The sequence below is a fragment of the Tannerella forsythia genome, assembly GCF_003860135.1.
In the GTDB taxonomy this organism is placed as follows: domain Bacteria; phylum Bacteroidota; class Bacteroidia; order Bacteroidales; family Tannerellaceae; genus Tannerella; species Tannerella forsythia_A.
The window spans coordinates 1-25,181 of sequence record NZ_RQYN01000041.1 but is presented as its reverse complement, the minus strand read 5'-3'; the positions used below and the strand labels follow the sequence as shown (position 1 = coordinate 25,181).

General features: G+C 47.5%; 22 protein-coding genes. 16 read left to right on the top strand and 6 right to left on the bottom strand.

The features are described 5' to 3' along the window. Window positions 1-159 precede the first annotated feature (159 nt). The 4 genes from EII41_RS10140 to kbl are packed head-to-tail and all read right to left on the bottom strand — an operon-like array spanning window position 160 to window position 4,030. On the bottom strand, window positions 160-1,014 hold the full coding sequence (locus EII41_RS10140) for a GNAT family N-acetyltransferase (RefSeq protein WP_124790500.1): 855 nt from the start codon (window positions 1,012-1,014) through the stop codon (window positions 160-162). Beyond that, on the bottom strand, window positions 1,011-1,922 hold the full coding sequence (locus tag EII41_RS10135) for a DUF2156 domain-containing protein (RefSeq protein ID WP_124790499.1): 912 nt from the start codon (window positions 1,920-1,922) through the stop codon (window positions 1,011-1,013). The genes EII41_RS10140 and EII41_RS10135 overlap by 4 nt, the downstream gene beginning before the upstream one ends. A 28-nt stretch (window positions 1,923-1,950) precedes the next feature. Continuing rightward, window positions 1,951-2,799, bottom strand: coding sequence for a histidinol-phosphatase (locus EII41_RS10130; RefSeq protein WP_124790498.1), 849 nt, complete (start codon window positions 2,797-2,799; stop codon window positions 1,951-1,953). 40 nt (window positions 2,800-2,839) lie between these two features. Further along, on the bottom strand, window positions 2,840-4,030 hold the full coding sequence (gene kbl, locus EII41_RS10125; RefSeq protein WP_124790497.1) for a glycine C-acetyltransferase: 1,191 nt from the start codon (window positions 4,028-4,030) through the stop codon (window positions 2,840-2,842). A gap of 322 nt (window positions 4,031-4,352) precedes the next feature. Here kbl and EII41_RS10120 point away from each other — a divergent pair, with 322 nt between their 5' ends. From EII41_RS10120 to EII41_RS10080, 9 genes are all read left to right on the top strand, one after another. Continuing rightward, window positions 4,353-4,871 (top strand): RNA polymerase sigma factor, encoded by a 519-nt coding sequence (locus EII41_RS10120; RefSeq protein WP_124790502.1) that lies wholly within the window; start codon window positions 4,353-4,355, stop codon window positions 4,869-4,871. 21 nt (window positions 4,872-4,892) lie between these two features. Further along, a complete protein-coding gene (locus EII41_RS10115) occupies window positions 4,893-6,206 on the top strand; it encodes an outer membrane beta-barrel protein (RefSeq protein WP_124790496.1) in 1,314 nt (437 codons plus the stop codon). A 74-nt stretch (window positions 6,207-6,280) separates the two neighbouring features. After that, window positions 6,281-7,087: a hypothetical protein gene (locus EII41_RS10110; RefSeq protein WP_124790495.1), complete on the top strand. Its 807-nt coding sequence runs from the start codon at window positions 6,281-6,283 to the stop codon at window positions 7,085-7,087. 277 nt (window positions 7,088-7,364) lie between these two features. After that, window positions 7,365-7,931 (top strand): YIP1 family protein, encoded by a 567-nt coding sequence (locus EII41_RS10105; protein WP_124790494.1) that lies wholly within the window; start codon window positions 7,365-7,367, stop codon window positions 7,929-7,931. Window positions 7,932-7,942: 11 nt separating this feature from the next. Further along, entirely contained in the window at window positions 7,943-8,407 is a 465-nt protein-coding gene (gene smpB / locus EII41_RS10100; protein WP_124790493.1) for an SsrA-binding protein SmpB, read from the top strand. A 3-nt stretch (window positions 8,408-8,410) separates the two neighbouring features. Beyond that, the gene (locus EII41_RS10095; RefSeq protein WP_124790492.1) at window positions 8,411-9,370 is read left to right on the top strand and encodes a nucleoside recognition domain-containing protein; all 960 of its coding nucleotides are present in this window, start codon (window positions 8,411-8,413) and stop codon (window positions 9,368-9,370) included. Window positions 9,371-9,374: 4 nt separating this feature from the next. Beyond that, complete coding sequence (locus tag EII41_RS10090) at window positions 9,375-9,782, top strand: hypothetical protein (protein WP_124790491.1); 408 nt, start codon at window positions 9,375-9,377, stop codon at window positions 9,780-9,782. 112 nt (window positions 9,783-9,894) lie between these two features. Then, entirely contained in the window at window positions 9,895-11,217 is a 1,323-nt protein-coding gene (locus EII41_RS10085; protein ID WP_124790490.1) for a T9SS type A sorting domain-containing protein, read from the top strand. Window positions 11,218-11,411: 194 nt separating this feature from the next. Next, a complete protein-coding gene (locus tag EII41_RS10080; RefSeq protein ID WP_124750548.1) occupies window positions 11,412-12,077 on the top strand; it encodes an inorganic pyrophosphatase in 666 nt (221 codons plus the stop codon). Window positions 12,078-12,226: 149 nt separating this feature from the next. Here the strand turns inward: EII41_RS10080 and EII41_RS10075 are convergent, their stop codons facing one another. Beyond that, window positions 12,227-12,466, bottom strand: coding sequence for a hypothetical protein (locus tag EII41_RS10075; RefSeq protein WP_124790489.1), 240 nt, complete (start codon window positions 12,464-12,466; stop codon window positions 12,227-12,229). A 37-nt stretch (window positions 12,467-12,503) separates the two neighbouring features. On the opposite strand from EII41_RS10075, the gene EII41_RS10070 reads away from it, so the two are divergent. From EII41_RS10070 to EII41_RS10060, 3 genes are all read left to right on the top strand, one after another. Further along, window positions 12,504-13,226 (top strand): DUF6261 family protein, encoded by a 723-nt coding sequence (locus EII41_RS10070; protein ID WP_124790488.1) that lies wholly within the window; start codon window positions 12,504-12,506, stop codon window positions 13,224-13,226. A gap of 124 nt (window positions 13,227-13,350) precedes the next feature. Beyond that, window positions 13,351-16,428, top strand: coding sequence for a SusC/RagA family TonB-linked outer membrane protein (locus EII41_RS10065; RefSeq protein WP_124790487.1), 3,078 nt, complete (start codon window positions 13,351-13,353; stop codon window positions 16,426-16,428). 30 nt (window positions 16,429-16,458) lie between these two features. Beyond that, entirely contained in the window at window positions 16,459-18,000 is a 1,542-nt protein-coding gene (locus tag EII41_RS10060; protein ID WP_411292597.1) for a RagB/SusD family nutrient uptake outer membrane protein, read from the top strand. 128 nt (window positions 18,001-18,128) lie between these two features. On the opposite strand, the gene EII41_RS10055 is transcribed toward EII41_RS10060, so the two are convergent. Further along, complete coding sequence (locus tag EII41_RS10055; RefSeq protein WP_124790485.1) at window positions 18,129-19,511, bottom strand: tryptophanase; 1,383 nt, start codon at window positions 19,509-19,511, stop codon at window positions 18,129-18,131. A gap of 390 nt (window positions 19,512-19,901) precedes the next feature. Between EII41_RS10055 and EII41_RS10050 the strand changes: the two genes are divergently transcribed. The 4 genes from EII41_RS10050 (at window position 19,902) to EII41_RS10035 (ending at window position 24,784) form a co-directional block, all read left to right on the top strand. Continuing rightward, complete coding sequence (locus EII41_RS10050; RefSeq protein WP_124790484.1) at window positions 19,902-20,945, top strand: NAD-dependent epimerase/dehydratase family protein; 1,044 nt, start codon at window positions 19,902-19,904, stop codon at window positions 20,943-20,945. 148 nt (window positions 20,946-21,093) lie between these two features. Then, window positions 21,094-22,533 carry a glycoside hydrolase family 10 protein gene (locus EII41_RS10045; protein WP_260425553.1) on the top strand — a complete coding sequence of 480 codons (1,440 nt, stop codon included), beginning with the start codon at window positions 21,094-21,096 and terminating at the stop codon, window positions 22,531-22,533. 122 nt (window positions 22,534-22,655) lie between these two features. Continuing rightward, window positions 22,656-23,441 carry a polyprenol monophosphomannose synthase gene (locus EII41_RS10040; protein WP_124750544.1) on the top strand — a complete coding sequence of 262 codons (786 nt, stop codon included), beginning with the start codon at window positions 22,656-22,658 and terminating at the stop codon, window positions 23,439-23,441. Further along, complete coding sequence (locus EII41_RS10035; protein WP_411292596.1) at window positions 23,438-24,784, top strand: dihydroorotase; 1,347 nt, start codon at window positions 23,438-23,440, stop codon at window positions 24,782-24,784. Before EII41_RS10040 ends, EII41_RS10035 begins: the two co-directional genes overlap by 4 nt. Window positions 24,785-25,181 lie beyond the last annotated feature (397 nt).

The window sequence follows — 25,181 nt, the reverse complement described above, 5'->3', positions numbered from 1 at the left end:
ATAAGAGAATTTAAATTGTCCTATAAGACAATTTGAAAAGTCCTATAAGACAATTTGGACGAGATGCGCAGGGAATTTCAAGATCATGCATTTTGCGATAGAACAAAGGCAGAGTGAAATTTATTTCGACTATACCGAACGTGAACAGAACAAACCTTATCAATCCAACATCAGCGACATAAAAACACGCTGCAAGTCGGAGGGTTTGACCGTTTCGTCAAGCGGGCAGGCAAGTCCGTAAGGTTGCGCCGGCCGGCCGGCCGAATGCGGTACGCGCACGAAAGCCGTCTGTGCGCGATGACGAATCAAAATATACCTGATCAACGCATCCTTGACGGCCGGATCGTCGTACAAAATCTCTTTGATCAAAACATCCGTAGAAGATTCGGGTGCTTCAAACGCCATCCCAACAGGACGGTCTTCATCGAGAGCTACCCAGACATGACCGCCATCGGCAAGGCAGTCGAGGCGGATCGTTTCGAAATCGGCGGCATCGTGAAGAACAGCGCATCGACGGCGACGCTGGGCAAGGTCGAAATATGCGTCATACGTCTTTTCGGAACAAGGTACGATTCGATACGTATCCACCTGCTCCATCATCCGATCGACCACATAGTGTTCTCCCCCCACGTTAATCGGCACAGTATATCCGTAACGTCTGTAAACCTCAAACAGCCACGGCTCGGCGGGGATAAGCACCGACAAAGCAAACCCACGCTTCCGCATCGCGTGCATTGCATCCTGCATCAGGGCTTTCATATATCCTTTGCCTCGCTCCGAAGGATGCGTACAGACCCCGCACACATACGCACAAGGCAGAATGGCAGACTCGATCTTCACTTCATAGGGAACAGTCTGCAACATGGCGATGACTCCCCGACCCTCCGGTTCGATGACGAATGTATTTTCCGGCAGATAAACCCGATCGAAGAACATCCGCACATATTCGTCCGAATCGTGAAACACCGTTTGCCAAAGCGTTTCAAGCTGCCGACGTCTCGCAATCTCATTCATCGCCTTTTGATTGCCCCATTCTTTTCGAGCAGCATCACCGGATTGTACGACAGCTTTGATTGGCGCAGCCCCGGAATGCCCAGATCTTCCTCGCGGTTGATATAAACGTATTGTTCGGGAATACGCGACACAAATTCCTGATTGATGAGGCTGAAAATGCCCTCGTAGTTCGTATCGGCTTTTTCGACATGCACTCCGAACGTTTGATAATTAATCGGCGAGCCGTACGTAAACGCCACGATTTCCCCCTCAACCACGATCGCACCTCCGAACAGCTCCAGCTCTTTGAAATGATGCATGGCAAACGTCATGGAACGATGCTCGTTCAACAGTTCATCCGTATTCTCTTCGTTTTCATTTGCCCGTACCCACTTCCGCTCCAGCGCCATACACTGCGGAACAATTTCGGGCGTGATGGGAATATACGTATATTCATACTGCCTCTTAAATTTATTGATATGATTACGTTTAGCCTGCCATTTCTTCCCTTTCAACGCCTGCAATTCTTCACGCAGATAAATATAGTCGAAATAGTCTCGCTCGGCAACGTAGGCGAATTCGTTCGGAAACAGTTCTTCCAGCTTTTTCCGTGCTTCGGAAGTCACCCCGAGGATGAGCAACGGATGCCCCTCTCCCATCATCTCGTAAGAATCTTTTTCGAGCGCTTCCACCGCCCGTCTTAAATCCCCGTTCCCGACAGGAAACATATAAGCCATACGCTTCGGTTCTTTTTCTTCGATATAAAAACGAATAAGCAGATTTCCTTCGAAGACGGCATATTCACTCTCGTACAGAAATCTCCAACTGCACATATTCGAAAAGGCGAAATCGCAATTCTGGAACGCGGAAGAATACGTAAAAGACGTTATAAGCTCTTTGTCCTCAATACAAATCGGTTTAAATACCATATAAAATAGTTACGGTTTATCAATGCGGTCAATCTATCGGCACATCCGTCCATGCTCCTTTTACCAGCTCGCGCAGTGTTCGGAAGCCCACGGTGCGGAGCAACTCAATCGTCTGGTTGCGGCCGTCATTGACCAAATCGGGAAAATGGCAGTCGGAATTGACCATCACAGGGATATTCCGCTCTTTCAATGCGCGGTATGTATCGGCATGAGGATACGTCTGTCCTTTGCGTTTCACATTCTTACTGTTCACTTCGACAATCAGTCCTTTCTCGGCAATCAGATCGAGAAGAGAAAGGAAAGGTTTCCGATAACGATCGGTATTTCGGTCGAATCCGGGATAACGACAGCCGTTCATATAGACTTTATCGATATGCCCGACCACATCGAATCCACCCGTTTCGACCATCCGCATCGAGCTCTCGAAGAAGTCGGTCGTCAGTCGGCTGATATCCCCGCCATAATGCGTATCGACACTCGCCCTGAAATCTTCGTACGGTCCGTCGATGCATACCATATTCGCTTCGGCCAACGGCTTTTGCCAAGGGAGGTAATGAAGCGACCCGATCCGATAGTCGAGCGGCAGTTCCTGAAAAAAAGGAATCGCGGCATGATACGTTTCGTCCAGATAATCAATCTCCAGACCGACATACAGTTCGATTCTCCCTTCATATTTCTTTTTCAGTCGTTCGATTTCTACCAGATACTCGGGCATATCGTCCCTCGTCATATTCCAGCTCGTCTCGAACGGAAGAGGCGCATGCGAAGAAAAGCCGTACGCGCGAAACCCGCGCGCAACGGCAAACTTCACAAAATCTTCCGGATGACTGCGTCCGTCGCAAAAAGTACAGTGACTATGAAAGTTACTGTCCATCATAAGGATGATTCATCGTTTTCTTTCTCCGGTCGGAAGCTCATTATTTAATTACGTTCAGCGCTTTGCCGACTTTGATAAATGCAGCGATCGCCTTGTCGAGATGTTCTTTTTCGTGACCGGCCGATAGCTGAACGCGAATACGCGCCTGCTCTTTCGGCACGACCGGATAATAAAATCCCGTCACGTAAATACCTTCTTCCTGCATACGTTCCGCAAACACCTGCGACAGCTTCGCATCGTAAAGCATCACGGCACAGATCGCCGATTGCGTCGGTTTGATATCGAAACCCGCTTGCAGCATGTTGTCGCGGAAGTAAGTCACGTTTTCGGCCAACTTCGTATGCAACGCGTCACTTTCTTTAAGCATCTTAAACATCTCGATGCTTGCCCCCACAATCGCCGGCGCCAGTGAATTAGAGAACAGATACGGACGCGAGCGCTGACGCAGCAAGTCTATAATTTCTTTCCGGCCGGTCGTAAAGCCGCCCATAGCGCCGCCGAAAGCCTTACCGAGCGTACCGGTGAAGATATCGATCCGGCCATACGCTCCGAACTGTTCGGCCACTCCGCGCCCCGTCGGTCCGACCACTCCCGCCGAGTGAGACTCGTCGACCATCACCAACGCGTCATATTTCTCTGCCAGATCACAAATCTTATCCATCGGTGCTACGTTGCCGTCCATCGAGAAGACCCCGTCGGTGGCGATGATGCGGAACCGCTGTGCCTGTGCCTCCTTCAGACAACGCTCAAGGTCGTCCATATCGGCATTGGCATAACGATAACGTTTGGCTTTGCAAAGACGCACACCGTCAATAATCGAGGCATGGTTCAGCGCATCCGAAATAATCGCATCGTTTTCACCGAGCAACGGCTCGAAAAGTCCGCCGTTCGCATCGAAACACGAACTGTAAAGAATCGTATCTTCCGTTCTGAAATACTCCGACACCTCGGCTTCGAGCTGCTTGTGCACATCCTGCGTACCGCAGATAAAACGAACGGACGACATGCCATACCCACGATGATCCATTGCCTTTTTAGCAGCCTCGATAAGACGCGGATGGTCTGAGAGTCCGAGATAATTGTTCGCACAGAAGTTCAGTACTTCTTCTCCTTCATTCACCCGAATATCCGCTTTCTGGGGTGTCTTGATAATACGTTCCTTTTTGTATAATCCCGCTGATTCGATATCAGCCAATTCCTGTTGCAGGAAAGATTGAAATTTTCCGTACATAACTATTTGAAGTTTATGATCATTTTATTGCGACAAAAGTAGTCATTTTTTTAGAATACGGATTTTACTTACTCGATATTTCCATACCGAAAATATACCCCTGCAAACAATTTACCAGCGCTCTCCAAAGAAAACACAACACACTTACTTAAAACAAATTACCAAGAAAAGACGAAAAAAGAATCCTATCATCGACTTAATCGACTTTCACGATTTATATTATTTTTGCAAAAAAAAAGAGGACGGCAGTGCAACGTTTCTACCCGGAATTGCATCATGGAGGATGGATAACGGTTGCAAACGTTGTACCGAGAACAGAATGATGAACGAAGAACAACTGATTACAGGTTGTAGAGAAGGAGATCGGACGGCTCAGAAAGAGCTGTATGAATTATATTCCCCCCGAATGATGGGTGTCTGTCTGCGCTACATTGGCGACAGGGAGACTGCACGCGATGTATTGCAGGACGGCTTTGTCAAAGTCTTTTCATCTTTCGGAGGATATAAGGGAGAAGGCCCTTTGGGAGCATGGATACGCCGGATATTCGTCAACGAATCGCTGGAACATCTGCGCAGAACGAGCGTCTACCGCAACACGGTCGACATCGACAGCATTGCAGACTATTCGACAAACGAAGAAACGGCTGTTTCAAAACTCTCGGCCGACGACCTGATGCACTTGATCCAAAGTCTCCCGGACGGTCTGCGTGCGGTATTTAACCTTTTTGCTATCGAAGGATATTCGCATAAAGAAATAGCCGGGATGCTACAGATTGAAGAGAGTACGTCGCGTTCGCAATATATGCGGGCACGACGTTGGTTACAGAACAGAATAAAATAGAAAAAGAAGAGAAACAAGTATATGGAAAAGCGGGATAAGTGGGAAGAAGAGATCCGGACGAAACTGGAGCACTTTGAAGTAACACCGGATCCGGGCGACTGGGAGGCGATTGCCAACCGTCTGTCGGATAAAGCACCGGTTGTCAGAATGAAACCGCGACGGTGGGTTTATTGGGCTGCCGCTGCTGTCGTGTCGCTGCTGCTACTCGGCGGTGGCTACCGACTGTGGTTTCAGGAGAAGCAAGACACCGTGATCGCAGAGGTACAGAAAAGTGACGTTCGGGACATACCCGCATCTCCGGTAAAGCCACAAGCAAACAAGACCGATGGGCAGGCCGCGACAGAGAGGACGGATGAAAATCCGGTGTCGCCGGCCACCCGCCGGCCATTGCCTGTGCGTAAAGACAAAGACCTGACGGCACAAGCAACGTATACTGCGCCCAAAGAAAAACCTCAAAGCCTCTACCCCACGCCTGAAAAAAGTGAAAAAGCCCCCGAAACGACATCGACAGAGAAACGCGCGGAAGAAGAGCGACCGAATGACGTGCGAGATCACCGAAAGGAGGATACGCCGACAAAGGAAGCCGTGCCCGAAAACCGCCAAGACGACAATGAACGGCCGTTAATCGCAGATGCTTCTCCCCGGCCCTCACACCGAGCAGCCGCAAAACGCCGTTGGGGATTCGGGATGGGAGGCGGAAGTTTCTCGACCGGTAGCCATTCCGGCGCAGACGGAGCAAATTTTTTCGCAAACGGTTTCATGAATAATGATCTGCCGGCCTATTCGGAACTAAAATCCTTTGATCACGCCGAGAAGATGAACAGAATCGATGTATCGCATAAACGACCACTCTCATTCGGGATAGGAGTCAGCTACCAACTCTCAGAGCGTTGGGCTCTGCAAAGCGGTTTGACCTATACATATATGACATCGACTTGGCGCACAGTAGCCATTCGGCAAGGCAAGGCTAAACAAAGGCTGCATTTTGTCGGGCTCCCTCTGGGCGTAAATTACAAGATTGCCGAATGGCAGGGTGTACGCTTTTATGCGGGTGCCGGCGCCATGGTCGAATGGAACGTGGCCGGCAGCATCGATACCGATTATTATTACGGAAACGAGATGGTCAATACACAACATGCGTCGGTACGGATGAAAGAATGGCAATGGTCCGTCAATGCGCGCACGGGAGCAAGCTATCCTTTATTCCGCTACTTGAGTGCCTACGTCGAAGGGAATGCGAATTATTACTTCGATAACGGAAGCGCGATCGAAACGATTCGTTCGGAGAAACCTTTTTACGTATCTTTGCAGGCCGGGCTTCGGCTAGGACTCTAAAGAGAGAAAGAGACATGAAAGGCAAAAAGAGACAATACAATATTTTATTAATCACATAAAAAACAAAAAGAAAAATGAAACAATTTAGTTGGTGCGCTGTGGCTTTAGCAGCGACGGTAACGTTAACATCCTGTCTGGATGGGGGAAGTAACAGTCAGTCGGGGACAACCGTAGGCGTTGTGCGACTCGACACAAAAGCGATGAAACATGTATTAGATAATGCCACACCTATCGGGCCGTTTTATTCGCCGCATTTTAAGAATGTGAAAGAAGGAGCATGTATCGTTGCAAGTTTCGACTTGAACTATGATGCTCCGGAAAACGCGTCGAACGTCGTTAAAACGAACGGATACTATACCGTAGTCGTCAGAGAAAAGGCTGAACTGGACCAATACACGATCATGAAATTTACAGATACCGGTGCGCCGGATACAGCCAAGATGCTGGAAAAAGAAGTGGCAATCGAAAACCCATGTATTAAGAATCCTTACCTGCCACTTCCTTCTTATGTAAAAGGCTATCTGTTCGTCGGACATGCGCTTAAGCAGCCGGTGGATCAAAAGAATTACTGGTTCCTGACATACAATGCGGACAACATGGTAAAGGAAGAAGGCGGTGAGCGAATTTACGATGTTTTCGTGCGTGCCAAAGTCAAGACACCGGGAACCAAATCGGAAACCGATATGATGGTAGCCAATGCTTACCAGATTAAAGATTATCTGGAAACGGCTGCTCGCAGCGAACAAGGCAAAGGTAACACTCGCTTTTATCTTCGATTCAACTATGCGTCGTCTGTCAAAGACGGTAAGTTGAAATGGGCGAAAGGTGAAAAAGTAGGACCGTTTGAAGTGAAATTGATTCTGGATAAACAGAAAAGCTGATCAATATTGTTTTTGTAACTTTGAGAAAGGAGGGTGTGTCAAAACGCAATGTTTGGGCACACCCTCTTTAGGTGTGTAAGAAAGGCTGAAATTAGGGGGCGCTAAGGCTGAAAGCGAGGGAGCATACGAACGTATGTGACCGAGCTCACATTCCGCAAGCAACGAAGCAGTTCGCCCGTTATGACACACCGCCTTTTGTATTTTTATCGGGACGAACGCGAAGAGAATAGTCCTTTTTTTTTTACCTTTGCCCATTCAATCGGAAAAGAGACCATATATGTTTAAAGAAATATTCAATCGGCTGATCGCCGTTATCTTCAAACCTTCGGAAGCATGGGAGGCGCTAAGCCGGAAAGAGGAAAGCACCGAGACTTTTCTCTCACGCTTTGTGTATCCTTTATTCGGACTAATCGCGCTCTCTGCTTTTCTGGGCGTATTATTCACGCGGAAAGAGTTCGATTTCCAGATCGCCCTGAAATCTTCGATTAAAATACTGGTTGCTTCGATGGGAGGATTCTTCCTCGGCGCTTATCTGCTGAACGAACTCTGGCGCTCAGTGTTCAAACAGCCGCGCAACATGAAACTGATCCAACGATTTGTCGGTTATTCGTCTTCGCTCATGTTTGTCCTCCTTATCCTATTAGCCCTCTTGCCGGAATTTATCTTTCTGTGGATGTTTATCCTCTACACTTCCTATATTGTGTGGATGGGAGCACGCCCGTATATGAAAGTGAAAGAAGAGGAGCAAGTAAAATTTACGATATTGGCTTCGGTCGTCATTATCGGAACGCCGTTTCTAATCGACCGACTGCTATTTCTACTGATGCCGGGACTCCGGTTTTAAACACGCATATCATGGCCAAAGAAAAATTAAGTAACAACATACTGATCAAAAATAAACGGGCGACGTTCGATTACGAACTGCTCGAAACATTTACCGCCGGCATCGTACTGACCGGTACGGAGATCAAATCCCTCCGTTTGGGAAAAGCGAGTTTGGTCGATACATACTGCTACGTCGAGCGAGGTGAAGTATGGGTCAAGAACATGAATATCACGGAATACTTCTACGGTACGTACAATAACCACGTGGCTCGTCGCGATCGCAAGCTGCTACTGAACAAGAAAGAGATTCGCAAGATTCAAACAGCCGCAAAAGATAACGGCTTTACGATCATCCCTACCCGCCTCTTTATCAACGACCGGGGACTGGCCAAGGTTGTCATCGCCATTGCCAAGGGAAAAAAGGAATACGACAAGCGCCAATCCATCAAGGAGCGCGACGATAAACGCGAGATGAGCCGGGTGTTTATGAAGTAACGTATGGAAACGGTCGGACAAAGAATAGGGAGGTGTATCAGATCGGCCGTACCCAAAGCATGCCGAACATGCTTCTGGCTACTGAAAATTATTCTGCCCGTCTCTCTGCTTGTGCGGCTGCTTCAATATTCGGGTATACTGGCACAAGTTTCGGTCTTCCTTGAACCGGCTTTTTCGCTCATCGGTCTGCCGGGCGAGACGGCGATCATTTTCCTGACGAGTGTATTCACTCCGTTATACGCGCCGATTACGCTGATTGCGTCCATGCCTTTGACTGTCCGCGAAGTCACCCTTATTGCACTGATGTGCCTTGTTTCACACAATCTTTTGGTCGAATGTGCCGTACAAAGCAAGACCGGCTCATCGTTCGCGGGGATGTTTGTGCTGCGTGTGGTGATGAGCTTTGTCATCGCATTCGCCGTACATCGCGTGATGCCGTATGAAGGATATGATATGACAGTCGGTTCGGCCGCTGATACCAGTGTATGCACCTCATTAATTGACGTATTCGTTCTCTGGTTCAAAAGTTCATTGTCGATTATCCTGTTATTTTTCGTGATCGTGTCGGCCTTGATGATTCTGCATTACATCCTCGAAGAGTTCCGGCTGCTGAAAAGCCTGTCGACAGCGATGGCGCCGGTCATGATGCTTTTCGGACTTCCACGAAACTGTTCGTTTCTGTGGCTCGTAGGCAACATCGTGGGATTGAGTTACGGCAGCGCTATTATGATGGAGCAGCTGGAGGCGAATAAGATTTCGCGCCGCGATAGCAACTTGCTTAACTATCACTTGGCCATTTCGCATTCTCAGCTCGAAGACACGCTGATTTTCGTAGCAATCGGTGCCCCGTTTCTATGGGTCATGCTGACACGTTTGGTCTTCGCATTTCTCGTTGTATGGATCAAACACCTGCTTACCCGTATCCTTCGTTATCATTACGCAGATTTACCCATCAAAAAATAAACGAATGAAGAAAAACAGAAAAGAAAGAACAACTCCCACGCGGATTGATTCATTGGAAGAAGACCAAATCTTCGTATTTGGCAGCAACCTGCAGGGTATGCACGCCGGTGGCGCGGCACGTATTGCCACGGAGAAGTTTGGCGCCATCTGGGGACAAGGCGTCGGATTGCAGGGTCAAAGCTACGCCATCCCGACCATGCAGGGATTCGCGGAAACCCTCAGACCGTATGTCGATGAATTTGTCGCTTTCGCCAAAGAGCACCCGGAACAGACTTTTCTTGTAACCCCTATCGGATGCGGCATCGCAGGATTCATACCCGAAGAAATCGCGCCATTGTTCCGTCAGGCAATCGATATCCCGAACATCTGGCTGCCCGCGGTCTTCTGGCAAGTGATAGACACGGATGCTTAAAATTGATTTTTATGCGTTCATACAAAGTACATCGTGCTCCGAGCATGATGTAATTCGGAAAAAATAAAAAAAAGAAGATACACAGTACAAACACAATCTAAATTGAAAAACAATGAAAAAGAAATGGAATGTTTTATGGATTATATGGGCCGCCTTGATGCTGAATGGAATATCGGCAGATGCCCACAAAGCGAAATACTATATGTATATTCCCAATAAGCAGGATGTTCCGGTTGGTGCTACGTTTCCAACGGCTTGGGGTTTCGTCTTCATCCTGAAATCAGACAAACATCCGGACTTTGCCGCAGCCATCAATCGCTACCATCCGACGGCCTTCGAGCAAGCCTTCCCCGATGCCGTAACAGACTGGCTGAGGGATGTCTATCAAATTGAATGTGATAGTGTTTATTTGGAAAGCGATGAGTTATATTTTGCCAATGAAAAGAAAAACAAATATTCCATGCCATTCGACCGAATGATTAAAACACGTTTTAAAAATATCGTACCGCTGGTCGAGAAATTGGGAACTCCCCGCATCCCCGAAGATCCGATGGAGATAGAGGATTTCTATTCTCCACTGCTGAATGAAACAAACCGGTGGAACAATCTGGAGGAACGGCACGAAGAAGGAAAGTGGACATACATATACAAGTTGGAAGGCGATACCCTGATCGACGGACGGAAATACCGGACACTTTATCATACGTTCGATAAAGATGCAAAAAAATGGCGTAAAGGAGGATATCTGTACGAAGATATCGGACGAAAAAAAGTATGGTATCGTCCGGCATGGGGAAATCGGGATGGACTGCTGTACCATTTCGATGTAGCCGAAAAAGATACTTTTTACACGATGGGAAGCATGTTCTATTCGTCGGAAGCTCCTAATACAATGAATTGGAATGACGACTCCACCCGCCACATCGTAAAAAAGGTGGATACGGTTAAAATCAACCACAAGGATCATCGGCGATTCACCCTCGAATCAACTCTTATCACTCCATCGGGCTCATATCATCCATCATTTGAAAACGTATGGATAGAAGGAATCGGCAGTACGAACGGGTTTCTCAGCCTATACGTGTATTTGCCCGGTTCTCCCGGCCAGGAACTGTTAGCCTTCTATCAGGACGATAAGTTGGTTTATCAATCACCGAAATACGACAAGGTCTTTATCTGGGAAACAGTCGGCAACGAACTGATCAGGAACGACACACAGGTATTCGTATCGCCGGAAGGGCGTACGCTGCATATCGGGGACGAAGGAGCAAGCCGTTCGGTGGCCATATACTCCATGCAGGGAATGGAGGTTTTCCGGCAAACCGTAGCACCTTATATCACAACCCTTGCGCTACCAGCAATTCCCGTCGGTATATATATTGTAACTGTCCGATCAGAAGGAAAAAGTATATCCAAAAAAATAGTCGTAAAATAACATGTTCCCGAAGATAAACAAAAGCGGGCCTGACTGTAGCAATATATCGGATCGCTCAAGTCGGTAGTGAATCATTGCATGTGAGGGAGGCGGCTTCCGTTGAAAAACCATGCCGTCTCCGCGACAAAAAAACGAAAAAAAACATGTAGGGATAAAAAAAACGTTACCTTTGCGTTAACAAACTTTGAAATGCTATGTATAATAAACTGAACGATACCATCACACGTCTGATGGGGCTGCGCTACCGGTCACACCCATGGCACGGCATCGAAGTGGGAAAAGAAGCGCCGCAAATTGTCACGGCATTTATCGAAATGGTACCGACCGACACCGTCAAGTATGAGCTGGACAAAGTAAATGGGTTTCTCTGTATCGACCGCCCGCAGCGCTATTCGAGCGTGGTGCCGGCGCTCTACGGATTCATCCCGCAGAGCTATTGCGGTGAGTCGTTTGCTCAACACTGTATGGAACAGATTAAACGCGAAAATATCTCCGGCGACCGTGACCCGCTCGACATCTGCATCCTGACCGAAAAAGACATTGCACATGGCGATATCATCGCCTCGGCACGTCCCATCGGCGGACTCAGGATGCTGGATGGATCGGAAGCCGACGATAAAATCATCGCCGTACTCAAAAACGACGCCACCTACAGCAATTACAACGACATCAGCGAGCTGCCCAGCGTCGTTACCGAACGGCTCAAACACTACTTCCTGACATATAAAGATATGCCGGGCGAGAAAAGAAGGGTCGAAATTACGCATACCTACGGGTGCGAGGAAGCCTACGAAGTCATTCGGCACTGCCTCAACGACTACAAAACTTTCCTCGAAGAGATGCACGACGTATTGGGATAACAAAAAATAAGCTCGTACAGAACACCGCCTTTACAGGCAATTGTTCAAGTATCTTACTTTTAAAAGAAACGATGATAATGAAACCTTCAAGTGATACCGGAATTCCGCCGAATGGCTTCGATTCTCGTCGAAAGGCTTCGCGAAGATCGTTAGGACATCCGATTCCCGTCGAAAGGCTTCGCGAAGGTTTCGGAGACGTCCGATTTCCGTCGAAAGTCGCCGCAAAGGTCGCCGGAATGTTCGATTCTGGTCGAACGGTTTCCGCGTACGTCGCCGGAATATCCGATTCTCGTCGAAGGTTTCCGCAACTCTCGCCCAAACTTCCGGCTGCCGACGGAAGTTTCCGCGAACTCTACGGACGCATCCATTCCGATCGGAACGGATGTCATACACGATGTTTATTTATTAACTTAATCCATTGAAACAATGTTACGTATCAATTACGGTAGACTATCGACCAAAGTATTGGGCAATCTGAGCAATCGGGTTATCGCCGCATCGTCGGTCTACGCTGCCACGCTGCTCAAAGATAATCCGCTGCTGGAAGTATTGAAAACGAGCAATGACCATTATCAGCAAGTGCTGGTCAAGAACATCTACAGCGGGTTGGGCGATCCGGTGGCACAAGCAGATTTAGTGCGCGACCGGCTTTATCGTGCTTTCCGCCGGATGCTCCAGGGATTGGCGGTGTTTTCCGACACGGCACGCGGACAGGCTGCGCGGGCTTTGCTGACGATTTTTGAGGAGTCGGGCGATGTTAACAATCTCTCGTATGCCGATCAGAATATCGTTATGCAGACCCTGCTCAAACGAATGGATAGGCCCGAAAGTACGGCTCATCTGAGCATGCTCGGGCTATTGGACGAGTACACGGCATTGAAAAACGCACAGATGGCGTTCGAGAAAATCAGCGCCGAGCAGACGGAAGCGAATTCGGTCTTGCGGCAGCAAGCTTCGGCATCGGGTATCCGCCGCAGTCTGGAACGGTCTTTGCGTGATCTGTTCTCACTCGTTTCGGCCATGGAGAATGTGTCGGGATGGAGTGACCTTTATCACGATCTGAACGAGCTCATCAAAGAGGCGCGGCAAAGCAATCGCACCTTGAAGAAAGAAGGAGGCGACGGAGATCAGGAAGGCTTACAGCCATGAGAACGGAATAAGTAGTAAATATGCGGAAAGAAATCGTCTTCTTATCCGCATATTTTTTTGCAACGTAAAACAATAACAGTATTTTTTTATAAACCAAACGTATTATTTAACAATTAAAATCGTAATGAAGAAAAAAAACGTGATGTATTTATGGCGAGGATGGCTGCTTTGCGTTCTGTGGGCACTTTCCTCGAGTATCTATGCGCAAACGGCGACGGTGCGGGGCACCGTCACCGATGCCAATCGTGAGCCGGTGATCGGGGCCACGGTCATTGTACAAAACCAGACGTCGAATGGGACAGTCACTGATCTGGACGGAAATTATGTGCTCAATGATGTACCCACAAATGCTACCCTGCAATTCAGTTATGTGGGAATGCAACCGCAAAGTGTGGCTGTGAACGGTCGTCAAGTGATCGATGTCGTAATGCAAAACGACACAAAACTGCTGGAAGAAGTCGTTGTCGTAGGATACGGTGCCCAAAAGAAAGTCAACCTGACCGGCGCCGTGTCTTCGGTCAACTCCGATGTGCTGCAAAATCGCACCACTCCGAACGTGGCTAACATGCTGGCAGGTCAGATGACCGGGGTAACGATCGTACAAAATACCGGACAACCCGGTGCCGACGCAGGCCTGCTGCGCGTACGCGGTATCGGTACCATCCGTGACAGTTACGACGATGCGGCAGCCTCGGCTATGGTCATTGTCGACGGTGTGGAATCATCGATGAACAGTGTCAACCCGAACGATATTGAGAGCATCTCTGTACTTAAAGATGCCGCAGCCTCGTCGATCTATGGGGTACGTGCTGCTAACGGCGTGATCCTGATTACCACACGACGAGGAACACAAGGCAAAGCCAAAATATCATACGACAACTACGTTGGCTGGCAAAAGGCATTGCGATTACCCAAGTTCCTGAATGCTTATGACTTTGCCGTGCTTTTTAACGAAGCGCATACGAACGACGGTGCTGCTGCCCCTTATACAGAGGAACAACTCAAGAGATTCAGAGACGGATCCGACCCCGACCACTACGCCGACAGTGATTGGCTGGGCACGCTACTGAGCGAAAACGGAATGTTTCATAACCATTACGTCTCGATTTCGGGAGGAAGCGAAAGTGTGCGTTATTCCACCTCGTTCGGATATCACGACAAGAAAGGGCTGATCCCAAACACATCATACAATAAATATGATGTACGTGCCAATCTTCATGCCGACCTGACACAACGACTATCGCTCGGCCTAAATCTCTCGGCTTATCGCAGCCGATCCATTGAGCCGGCTGCCGGCATGCAAACGATTATGCATTATGCTTTCCGAGAAACACCGGTGACCCCTATCCAATTTAAAAACGGGAACTACGGCCTGTTCAAGAACGAACATAATTCAGTAGCTTATGCACGAAAAGGAGGAACTTCAACGGCTTACCGCACGAATATGCATGGAAACGTTTCCCTCAACTACCAACTCATCGATGGACTTACGCTCAGAGGAAATGCAGCCGTAACCTCTTATCTGATTGATATGCATGACTTCGAACATGCCATGCAATATTATACGGCCGACTCAGATAAACCAATTCAATCGAAGCAGAGTTCACTCATAAACGAAGACCGTAAAAATTTTGAGGTCAATCTACAAGCCTATCTCGATTATAATAAAACCTTTGGCAAGCACACTCTGAGCGGATTGCTGGGTTATTCGCAGCTATACAATAACTGGCGCATATTGAGGGCATCACGAAAAAATCTACCTTCGTCCAACCAACTTGATCAAATCAACGCCGGCGATGCCACTACGCAACAAACAGCCGGCTACGAAACGGAATATGCACTGCGCTCTGTGTTCGGACGTATCAATTACAATTACGACAACCGTTACCTGATCGAGGCTAATCTACGATACGACGGCACCTCACGCTTCCCAAAAGACAAACGCTTCGGTGCTTTTCCATCCGTATCGCTCGGATGGCGTCTTTCGGAAGAAGAATTTTTCCGTGCCGACTGGGTCGACAACCTAAAGTTACGCGCTTCTTGGGGATTACTCGGCAATCAGGAAATCGGAAGCTACGCATTTTACGAAAAATATGTATATGCCGAGAGCCGTTCCAGCCTCTCGCCCACTTACAGCTTCGGTAATATGCTGGCACCGGGTATTTCCATCTCCCGTACCATGGCCAACAAAAACATCACATGGGAAAAGACAAGCCAAATTAACGTGGGAGTCGATGCCGGATTCCTGAACGGCCGGCTGACGTTCTCGGGCGATTTCTTCGTCAAAGATACGCGAGACATCCTGTTAAACCTGCCTATCCCGAGAATTGCCGGAGTAAACCCACCCATGCAGAACGCCGGAAAAGTACGTAATATCGGATTTGAAACACAACTGGGATATAATGGGCAGGCAAATAAAGATTTCAAATATTATGCGAACTTCAACTTTAGCTACGTGCATAACGAAATCACGGACTTGCAAGGTGGAGATATTAAAGGTGGCCGATCAGTAGGTGACCCTGTATGGGCATACTATGGCTATATATCCGACGGCATATTCCGCACCGAAGAAGAAATCAAAAATCATGCGCGCCAAACGATGGGGACTCCCGTTCCGGGCGATCTGAAATACCGTGACATCAGCGGGAAAGACGGAAAACCCGATAACGTGATTAATGCGAATGACCGGAAACTTATCGGCAGCTACTTCCCAAAAATCAATTACGGACTGCGGTTAGGCTTCGAATATAGAAGTATCGACTTCTCAACCCTCTTACAAGGTGCCGCTGCTGTAGACGGACTGGTAAAAAAAGAAGTACGCTATGCTTTCTATAACAGTGGAAAGGTAACAGACAAACATCTCGATCGCTGGACACCACAGAATCCGAACGGTTCTTTCCCTCGCCTGAGTATTAAAAACTCCGAAAAAAACCAGCCCAAAAACGAACTTTCTTCGTTCTGGGTACAAGATGCATCGTATCTGAAGATGCGTAATATCCAATTAGGTTACACATTACCGAATCATTGGCTGATAAAACAAGGTGTTTCCAAAGTCAGGCTATATTGCAGCATTGACAACGTGTTTACATTGACCCAATTCGAAGGTGCCGATCCCGAGTCACCGGCTGGAGATACAGGCGAAAGCGGTACATACTACCCGATGACGCGCAGCTATTCATTTGGACTGAATGTCTCATTTTAATCAAAAAGGAGGAATTAACTAATGAAAAAAATACATATAAATTACAAGAGTATATCTCTTGCATTGTGCCTGACACTTGGTTGGTCAGCATGTAACGACAGTTTTCTGGAACGGGCGCCCCGTGATGCCCAGTCGGATGCTTCCTTCTGGAAAACGGAAGAAGACGCAACTAAATTTCTGATTGGTACATTCCGTTATCTCGTACAAACGGAGAACCATACAATCATGACAGACTGTTATACGGATAATGCCATTCCTGTACACGTTTTTGCAGAACAAGGCGCACTCTCAGCCGGTACGGCGACTGCAAGCAATGCGCATTTCCTGCAATTATGGAATGATGCATATTCGGGTATCCGACGTTGTCTCATATATAAAGAGAACATCGACAAAGTTACGATGTCAGCCGATGTTAAGCAGTCACTAACAGGCGAAATAAAGTTCCTTGAAGCGTTTTTCTACACTACACTCGTAAAATACATGGGTGGCGTACCGATACTGGATCATCCGCTTCAACTGAATGAAGCTGTTCCCGAACGTAAAACAGAAAAGGAAGTATATGCCTATATCTCCCGGTTACTCGACGAAGCAGCAGCCGTACTCCCGATCAGCCGTGATAAATCAGCCTATGGACGTCCTACTAAAGGTGCTGCACTGGCACTGAAAGCACGCACCGCTTATTATTTCCACGACTATGCAGCAGCCGAGAAAGCAAGCAAAGAAGTAATTGATTTAAAAACATATAAGCTATATGATAGCTATGAAAGCTTGTTCCTGCCAGAGCATGAGAACAATGCCGAAGTCATCTTCGATCGGCAGTATATGGAAAAGGCTCCTGACCGTAATCTCGGCAGTTTGATTGACCAGTTCTTTGCTCCTATCGTGATGGGAGGATGGGAAGCTTTATCACCTACCCAAGATCTGGTAGACGCATATCCGTGTACCGATGGAAAATCAATTAAGGAGTCACCGCTATATAATCCGGAGAAACCCTTTGAAAATCGTGATCCGCGTCTGAGTGCTTCCATTCTCTGGGACGGACAGGAGATTGTCGATAAAAAGTATGTAGCTGAGAAGAAAGATGGCCATTCGCGAACGGGATACACAATGCGTAAATACATCAACCCCAAAAACGACGGGCAAAACGAATACGGATGGACAAACTTCATCTTTATCCGGTATGCTGAAGTGCTGCTAACATATGCCGAAGCACGCAACGAACAACTGGGCACTCCCGATGAGGCAGTGTACGATGCGGTAAACAAAGTGCGGCAACGCGTAAAACTTCCGACTTTACCTAACGGATTGACAAAAGATCAGATGCGCGAAGCGATCCGTTTGGAACGTCGTCTTGAATTTACATTTGAAGGAATGTACCTGTTCGATACCCGAAGTTGGAAAACGACCGAAATTGCGGTAACTAAGCCGGTATACGGAAAAAGAAGTACAGACAAGAAGCCAATACTTATTGAGAAGCGGAAATTTAACCCTGAACGAGACTACCTGTGGGCAATACCACTCAGTGAAATTGATTTGTCGAGAGGAACTCTCAAACAAAATCCTGGATATTGATCTTATTTTTTTATAATCAAAAAAGCGAATTGCTTTATTAACTTTTATATCGAGAGAGGGGATACCCAAACTTTCTGTTTGGTTATCCCCTCCTTTGAATTTCATCTATTCAGTATAAACATTTATTTTCATGATTCCACTTTCTCCAGTTCGACGGTGAAATGGCGCATAATCGGGTTTTCTTTGACGATGCGATACCCGTGCTTGATTTCTTCGCGTCGGTCATATACGTTCTTCAATGCTACGGCAATCACATCCATGTGATTATTCGTATATGTACGACGTGGAATCGCAAGACGCAACAACTCCAATCGCGGATAGCGGTTTTCGTGCGTCACCGGATCGCGGTCGGCAAGAATAGCACCGATTTCGACTCCGCGAATGCCTGCTTCGAGATAAAGCTCAATACCGAGTGTTTGCGCAATAAACTCTTCCTTCGGGACGTGCATCAGGATTTTCTTCGCATCGATAAAGATCGCATGTCCACCGGCCGGTCGCTGATACGGAATGCCGTATTCGTCGAACTTGCGGCCGAGATACTCCACCTGTTTAATGCGTGTTTCAAGATAATCGAACTCGGTACCTTCGTCCAATCCAACAGCCAATGCATTCATATCACGGCCACTCATGCCGCCGTAGGTGATAAAGCCTTCGTTCATGATACAAAACATTTGGCATCGCTTCCACAGCTCTTCGGATTTGAATGCCACAAAACCGCCCATATTGACGATCGCATCTTTTTTCGACGACATCGTCATGATGTCTGCGTACGAAAACATTTCTTTCACGATCTCCTTGATCGTTTTGTTTTCATAACCTTTCTCGCGTGTCTTGATAAAGTAAGCATTTTCGGCAAAACGAGCCGCATCGATTTGCAGGAGTACCCCGTATTTCTTGCAGAGCGCCGATACATCACGGATATTTTCCATCGAAACAGGTTGTCCGCCGGCCGTATTGTTCGTCACTGTTAACACCACACACGGGATTTTTTCTTTCGACGTTGTCTGAAGTGCTTTTTCAAGCTTTCTTACATCCACATTGCCCTTAAAAGGGATCTCGAGCTGTGTATCGACCGCTTCATCGATGGTGCAGTCGAGCGCCGTCGCCTTACGATATTCGATGTGTCCTTTCGTAGTGTCGAAGTGCGAATTGCCGGGCAACACGTCTCCTTCTTTGATGATTGCCGAATACAACACATTCTCGGCTGCACGCCCCTGATGTGTAGGAAAAAAGAAGTCGAACCCGAGAATGTTTTTGATCGCATGCTTCATCTCATAATAAGAGCGGGCACCGGCATAGCTCTCGTCGCCCAACATAATGGCCGACCATTGCCTGTCGCTCATTGCTCCCGTACCCGAGTCGGTAAGCAGATCAATAAACACCTGATCACTTTTTAACATAAAGAGGTTATATTTCGCCTCTTTAATCCATCGTTCGCGCTCCGGACGCGAACTTTTTCTGATGGTTTCTACCATTTTAATACGGTAGGATTCTGAAAAAGGAAGTTCCATATTCGTTTGAAATATTTAAAAGTTTTAGATTAGAAAGACAAGTAAAAAACAAGAGAAAGCCACATTGTCAAAAGAAAGCGATACAGAGAGGCTCTCCTCATGTTTTATCGCAAGAGGTTAGTGCGATACAACGTAGTTATCACGGCGTTTAATATGCTGGTATTTTTGTTTTCGCGGCATCTGTTTTTCTTAATCCGGCTGCGAATATATGAATTAAAACGAAAATATACGATGTTTTCCGACCATTGTTTTTTCAACAAAACGATCGAGTATATGATCATTTGTCAAACACCTTAAAACCTCAAAAACCTTCACCGGAACAGCAGACCGCCGCAAAATATTCATAGTCTATCTTGTTTCTGTAGGCGAAAAGTGTTTATCTTTGTACCGATGAAAATATTGATTACAGGAGCAAGCGGATTCATCGGGAGTTTTCTCGTTCAGGAAGCCCTCGCGCGAGGCTACGAAGTGTGGGCCGGTGTGCGTAAAAGCAGCTCGCTGGACCGTTTGCCGAAAGACCAAATACATTGTATCGATCTTCGTTACAACGATGTCGACATGCTGACCCAACAACTGCAAGAGCATATTTCGGTGCACGGAGCATGGGATTTTGTCGTGCATAACGCGGGGCTGACAAAGGCTGTGCAGTCGGCCGACTTCTTTGAGGTCAACGCCGAAAACACACGCCGCCTGCTCGAAGCCTTGGCCGCAACCAACGGACATCCCCAAAAATTCCTGCTGATGAGCAGCCTGAGCGTCTATGGCAAAGGCGATGAGCAAACATTCCGCCCCATCTCGCTGAACGACCCGCAGAGACCTGACACCATTTACGGAAAAAGCAAACTACTGGCCGAAAGCTATGTGCGAAAGCAGAAGGCATTCCCTTATATCATTCTCCGACCTACCGGCGTCTACGGACCGGGCGACAAAGACTACGGAATGGCCATCGCAAGCATCCGTTCGGGATTCGACTTTAAAGTCGGAAAAATCCCCCAGCGGCTTACATTTATCTATGTGAAGGACTTGGCTAAAGCCGTTTTTCTGGCCTTGGAAAATAAAGAGATCGTAAACCGTCACTTCTTTGTTGCCGACGGCGATGTTCATACCGATACACAATTTGCCGGATTGATACAGGAACTTCTTCAGAAGAAGCATGTCTTTCATGCGCGTATCCCGTTAAGGCTCGCGTACCTCGTATGTTTCTGCTCCGAGAGAATCAGTCGTCTGCGAAACCGTCCGTCAACGCTTAACACCGACAAGTACAACATCCTGAAACAGCGAAATTGGATTTGCGACGTGCAGCCGTTGCGCGAAGCGCTCGGCTTCGAACCATCATACGACTTGCGTAAAGGATTGGAAGAAGTGATTCGGGCGGATTTCCCCTCATCGAAACGATCCAATCGGAACCTTTCGGAAACGAAACAAAAAACATGATTTACATTTAAAAAGATTTCCTCAGATCATCGAACACAAAAACATACAAACAATGAAAAATAACTGTCGTCTATCAAATATCAAACTTTCTTTCTCCCCTCTTCTGTTCGGCTTACTGGTTCTCTGTTCATCATGTGGTACTTCACGAATGATAAAGCAGGAGAAGTTATTGTATCCTAAACGGGAATTTCGCGGAGCATGGATTCAGACAGTGCATCAGAATGACTACCAAACCCTCTCGTCTCAAGCCTTCCGCGAACTGATGAACGAACGGCTCGACCGATTGAAAGATTACGGCATCAACGCCATCCTTTTTCAGGTGCGTCCCGAAGCCGATGCGTTTTATATCTCCCAGTACGAGCCATGGAGTCGCTTTCTGACCGGCACTCAGGGTGTCGCCCCGGACGAGCCGGACTTTGACCCGATGGCGTTCCTTATTGATGCCTGCCATCGCCGTGGAATGGAGTTTCACGCATGGCTGAACCCTTATCGTGCCGGAACCACCGACTTTTCGGACTTTGCCGACACGCATATCTACCATACTCATCCCGAATGGTTTGTAAAGTACAATCGATTAACCCTGTTCGATCCCGGAATTCCCGATTGCCGAAGATTTATCCGACAAGTGGTGAGAGATATCGTACATCGCTACGATGTAGACGCGATCCATATCGACGATTATTTCTATCCGTATCCGGTGGCAGGCGAAGAATTTCCCGATGCGGAGAGTTTCGAACGCTACGGCAAACCGGCAGGTTACACACTTGCCAACCGGGACGACTGGCGACGAGACAATGTGAACCGGCTTATTCAAGAGTTGAAGCAGACTATCACCGCAACGAAGCCATGGGTGAGGTTCGGGGTCAGCCCTTTCGGAATTTATCGCAACAAAAGCTCGGACAAACACGGAAGCGATACGCGCGGACTGCAAAATTACGACGATCTTTACGCCGATGTCCTGCTCTGGATGAAAAAAGGATGGGTCGATTACTGTGTGCCGCAACTCTATTGGGAGATCGGACATAAATCGGCCGATTATATGACCTTAATTCATTGGTGGAACAACCAGAAAACGGATATTCCTCTTTATATCGGACAAAGTGTGAAGCGCACGATGGCTGCCCGACAGCTTACCTCGAAGATGCTCGAAGAACGCGAGTCGAAACACGTACAGGGGCATGTGCTCTGGCCCGCCAATGAACTGTTCTGGAACAACGGAGGAGTCGTAGACAGCCTGAAACGCATCTGGCACCGCTATCCGGCATTGATCCCACCTTACACACACATGCACGCCCAAGCCCCCGAAACCGTGCGTAATGTACGGATCGAACGTGCTACCGACGGGGTCGTACTACGATGGGATGTTCCGCAACATTCCGGTCATCCGGAACAGGCCTTCCGTTACGTTGTTTACCGTTTTGCTCAAGATGAAAAGTGCGACACCGGACGATCCTCTGCCATTCTTACCGTGACGAGCGAGCCATCCTGCCGCATGATGTCAGACCCAAAGGGCAGGTACACGTATGTCGTGACAACCCTCGACCGGTTTCATAATGAAAGTAAGCCAAGCAAAAAGGTGAAATTTTAACAAATATCTTCCAATCCGTAGGCCTTCAAAAATTATTTTCTACCTTTGTGAAGCAAATAAAAACAACGCCTCCTCTGAAAAAGTTCAGGCATTAGATTTCGCAGCATATATAAATATAATGTATGAAAACGGATAGCATTGTCATTATTCCGACGTACAACGAGAAGGAAAATATCGAGAACATCATCCGGGCCGTTTTCGGCCTTGAGAAAGCATTCCATATCCTGATTATCGACGACGGCTCGCCGGATGGCACGGCCGCGATTGTTAAACGACTTCAGAACGAGTTTCCGGAGCAATTGCATCTCGTTGAGCGATCGGGTAAACAAGGTTTGGGAACAGCATATATCTGCGGCTTCAAATGGTCGATCGAACATCGTTATGATTTCATCTTCGAGATGGATGCCGATTTCAGCCACAATCCGAATGATCTGCCGAGGCTCTATGCAGCCTGTACGGAACAGGGAGCCGATGTAGCAGTCGGTTCGCGCTATTGTAACGGGGTCAATGTCGTGAACTGGCCGCTCGGACGGGTGCTCATGTCTTATTATGCTTCTACTTATGTACGTATCGTGACCGGCATGAAAGTACGTGACACGACAGCCGGATTTAAATGCTATCGACGAGAAGTGCTCGAAACCATCGAATTGGACAAGATACGTTTTAAGGGCTATGCTTTCCAGATCGAAATGAAATATACGGCCCACCAGTGTGGCTTCAAAATCATAGAAGTGCCGATTATCTTTGTAAATCGCGTGTTAGGCACCTCGAAAATGAACACATCCATCTTTGGAGAAGCCTTATTCGGAGTATTAAAACTGAAGTGGTGGAGCTTCTTTCGCAAATATCCGCAAAAGAAGAAGAATCATCCTGCTATCGGTCACGGAAAAAAGACAGAAGCATCATGAAAACCTTGATCCGAAATGCCACGATCATCAACGAGGGGCGCTCATACATCGGTTCGGTGCTGATTGAAGGAAGTTTTATTTCCGCAATTTACGAAGGAGAGACTCTCTCTCCGCAGACAGACATGAAAGGAGCGACGATCATGGATGCTTCGGGGCAATGGTTGTTACCCGGCGTGATTGACGATCAGGTACATTTTCGTGAACCGGGACTGACACACAAAGGCTGCATTGCCGGCGAAAGCCGCGCGGCTGTAGCCGGAGGAGTAACGACCTACATGGACATGCCCAATACGCAACCTCAGACCGTCACCTTATCCGAATGGAAATGGAAGATGCAACGTGCATCCGAGACTTCCATAGCTAATTACGCGTTTTTTTTCGGAGGTACGAACGATAATTTTACAGAAATTCACAAACTTGATCAAACGCGGATCCCCGGCTTGAAATTATTCTTAGGCTCTTCGACCGGTAATATGTTGGTAGATCGTCCGGAGACGCTACGCCGATTCTTCGGAGAAACAGATTTGCTGATTGCCGTTCATGCAGAGAAAGAAGAGATTATCCGGCACAACAAATCATTTTACATCAACCGGTTCGGAGAGGAATTAGAAGCCTCTTTTCACTCCAAAATACGTGACGAAGCATCGTGCTATGCCTCCTCGTCAGAGGCTGTGGAGTTAGCCGATAAATTGGGGACACGTCTGCATGTATTACATCTGTCGACGGCGAAAGAACTTAAGCTGTTCGATAACACCAAACGACTGGAAGAAAAAAGGATCACGGCCGAGGCTTGCATCCACCATTTATGGTTCTCCGACGAAGACTATGCGGTCTACGGTAACCGCATCAAATGGAATCCATCCGTCAAAACGATGGCCGATCGCACGGCCTTACGTGCGGCCGTAGCGGACGACACGATTGATGTTGTGGCAACCGATCACGCTCCACATCTGCTATCTGAAAAAGCGGGTTCGTGCCTTACAGCGGCATCGGGAGGACCGATGGTGCAACATTCGCTGACAGCCATGCTCGAATTAGCATATCAAGGTGTTTTCACCCCCGAAAAAGTAGTAGAAAAGATGTCGCATCATCCGGCAACCCTCTTCGGTATCGACCGCCGCGGATACATTCGTCCCGGATATTATGCAGACCTTGTATTAGTCGATCCGCACAAGACATGGACGGTTTCTCCCGAAAACAGCCTGTATCATTGCGGATGGTCGCCCATGGAAGGGCAAATATTTCATCATGCCGTTCAAAAGACTTTTGTCAACGGGGCTTTGGCTTATTGCAACGGACAAATCATTGATTCCGTGCAGGGAATGGCTGCCAGATTCCACTGAAATATGAGCAATGAAAAAGGGTTTGGGAAATAAACAAGCCCCAAAACATGTTTTATAATATAATAATTTATTTGTAAATTAGTGTGATTCGCCGTTATTTTGCGTGTGATAACCTAAACAATCTTTTTGCCTTAGAAACTAATACCTATTAAAATCTTAGTAAAAGCAACTTTTGTGAAAAAAGTTGCTTTTACTTTTTTATATCACCCTCTTGATTAGATTTCTCAAAAACCTGCAAAATGATGAAGTGCGTTTCCTCCAACAGTTCGAACATTTGCTCTCTCTTTTTACAAACGAAAAACTTAATCATACAACCCTTTAACCCAAATTACGCGATACACTGTTCGGCATTTACCATTAATCATGGACGTACGAATATACGACAATGATTACGTCA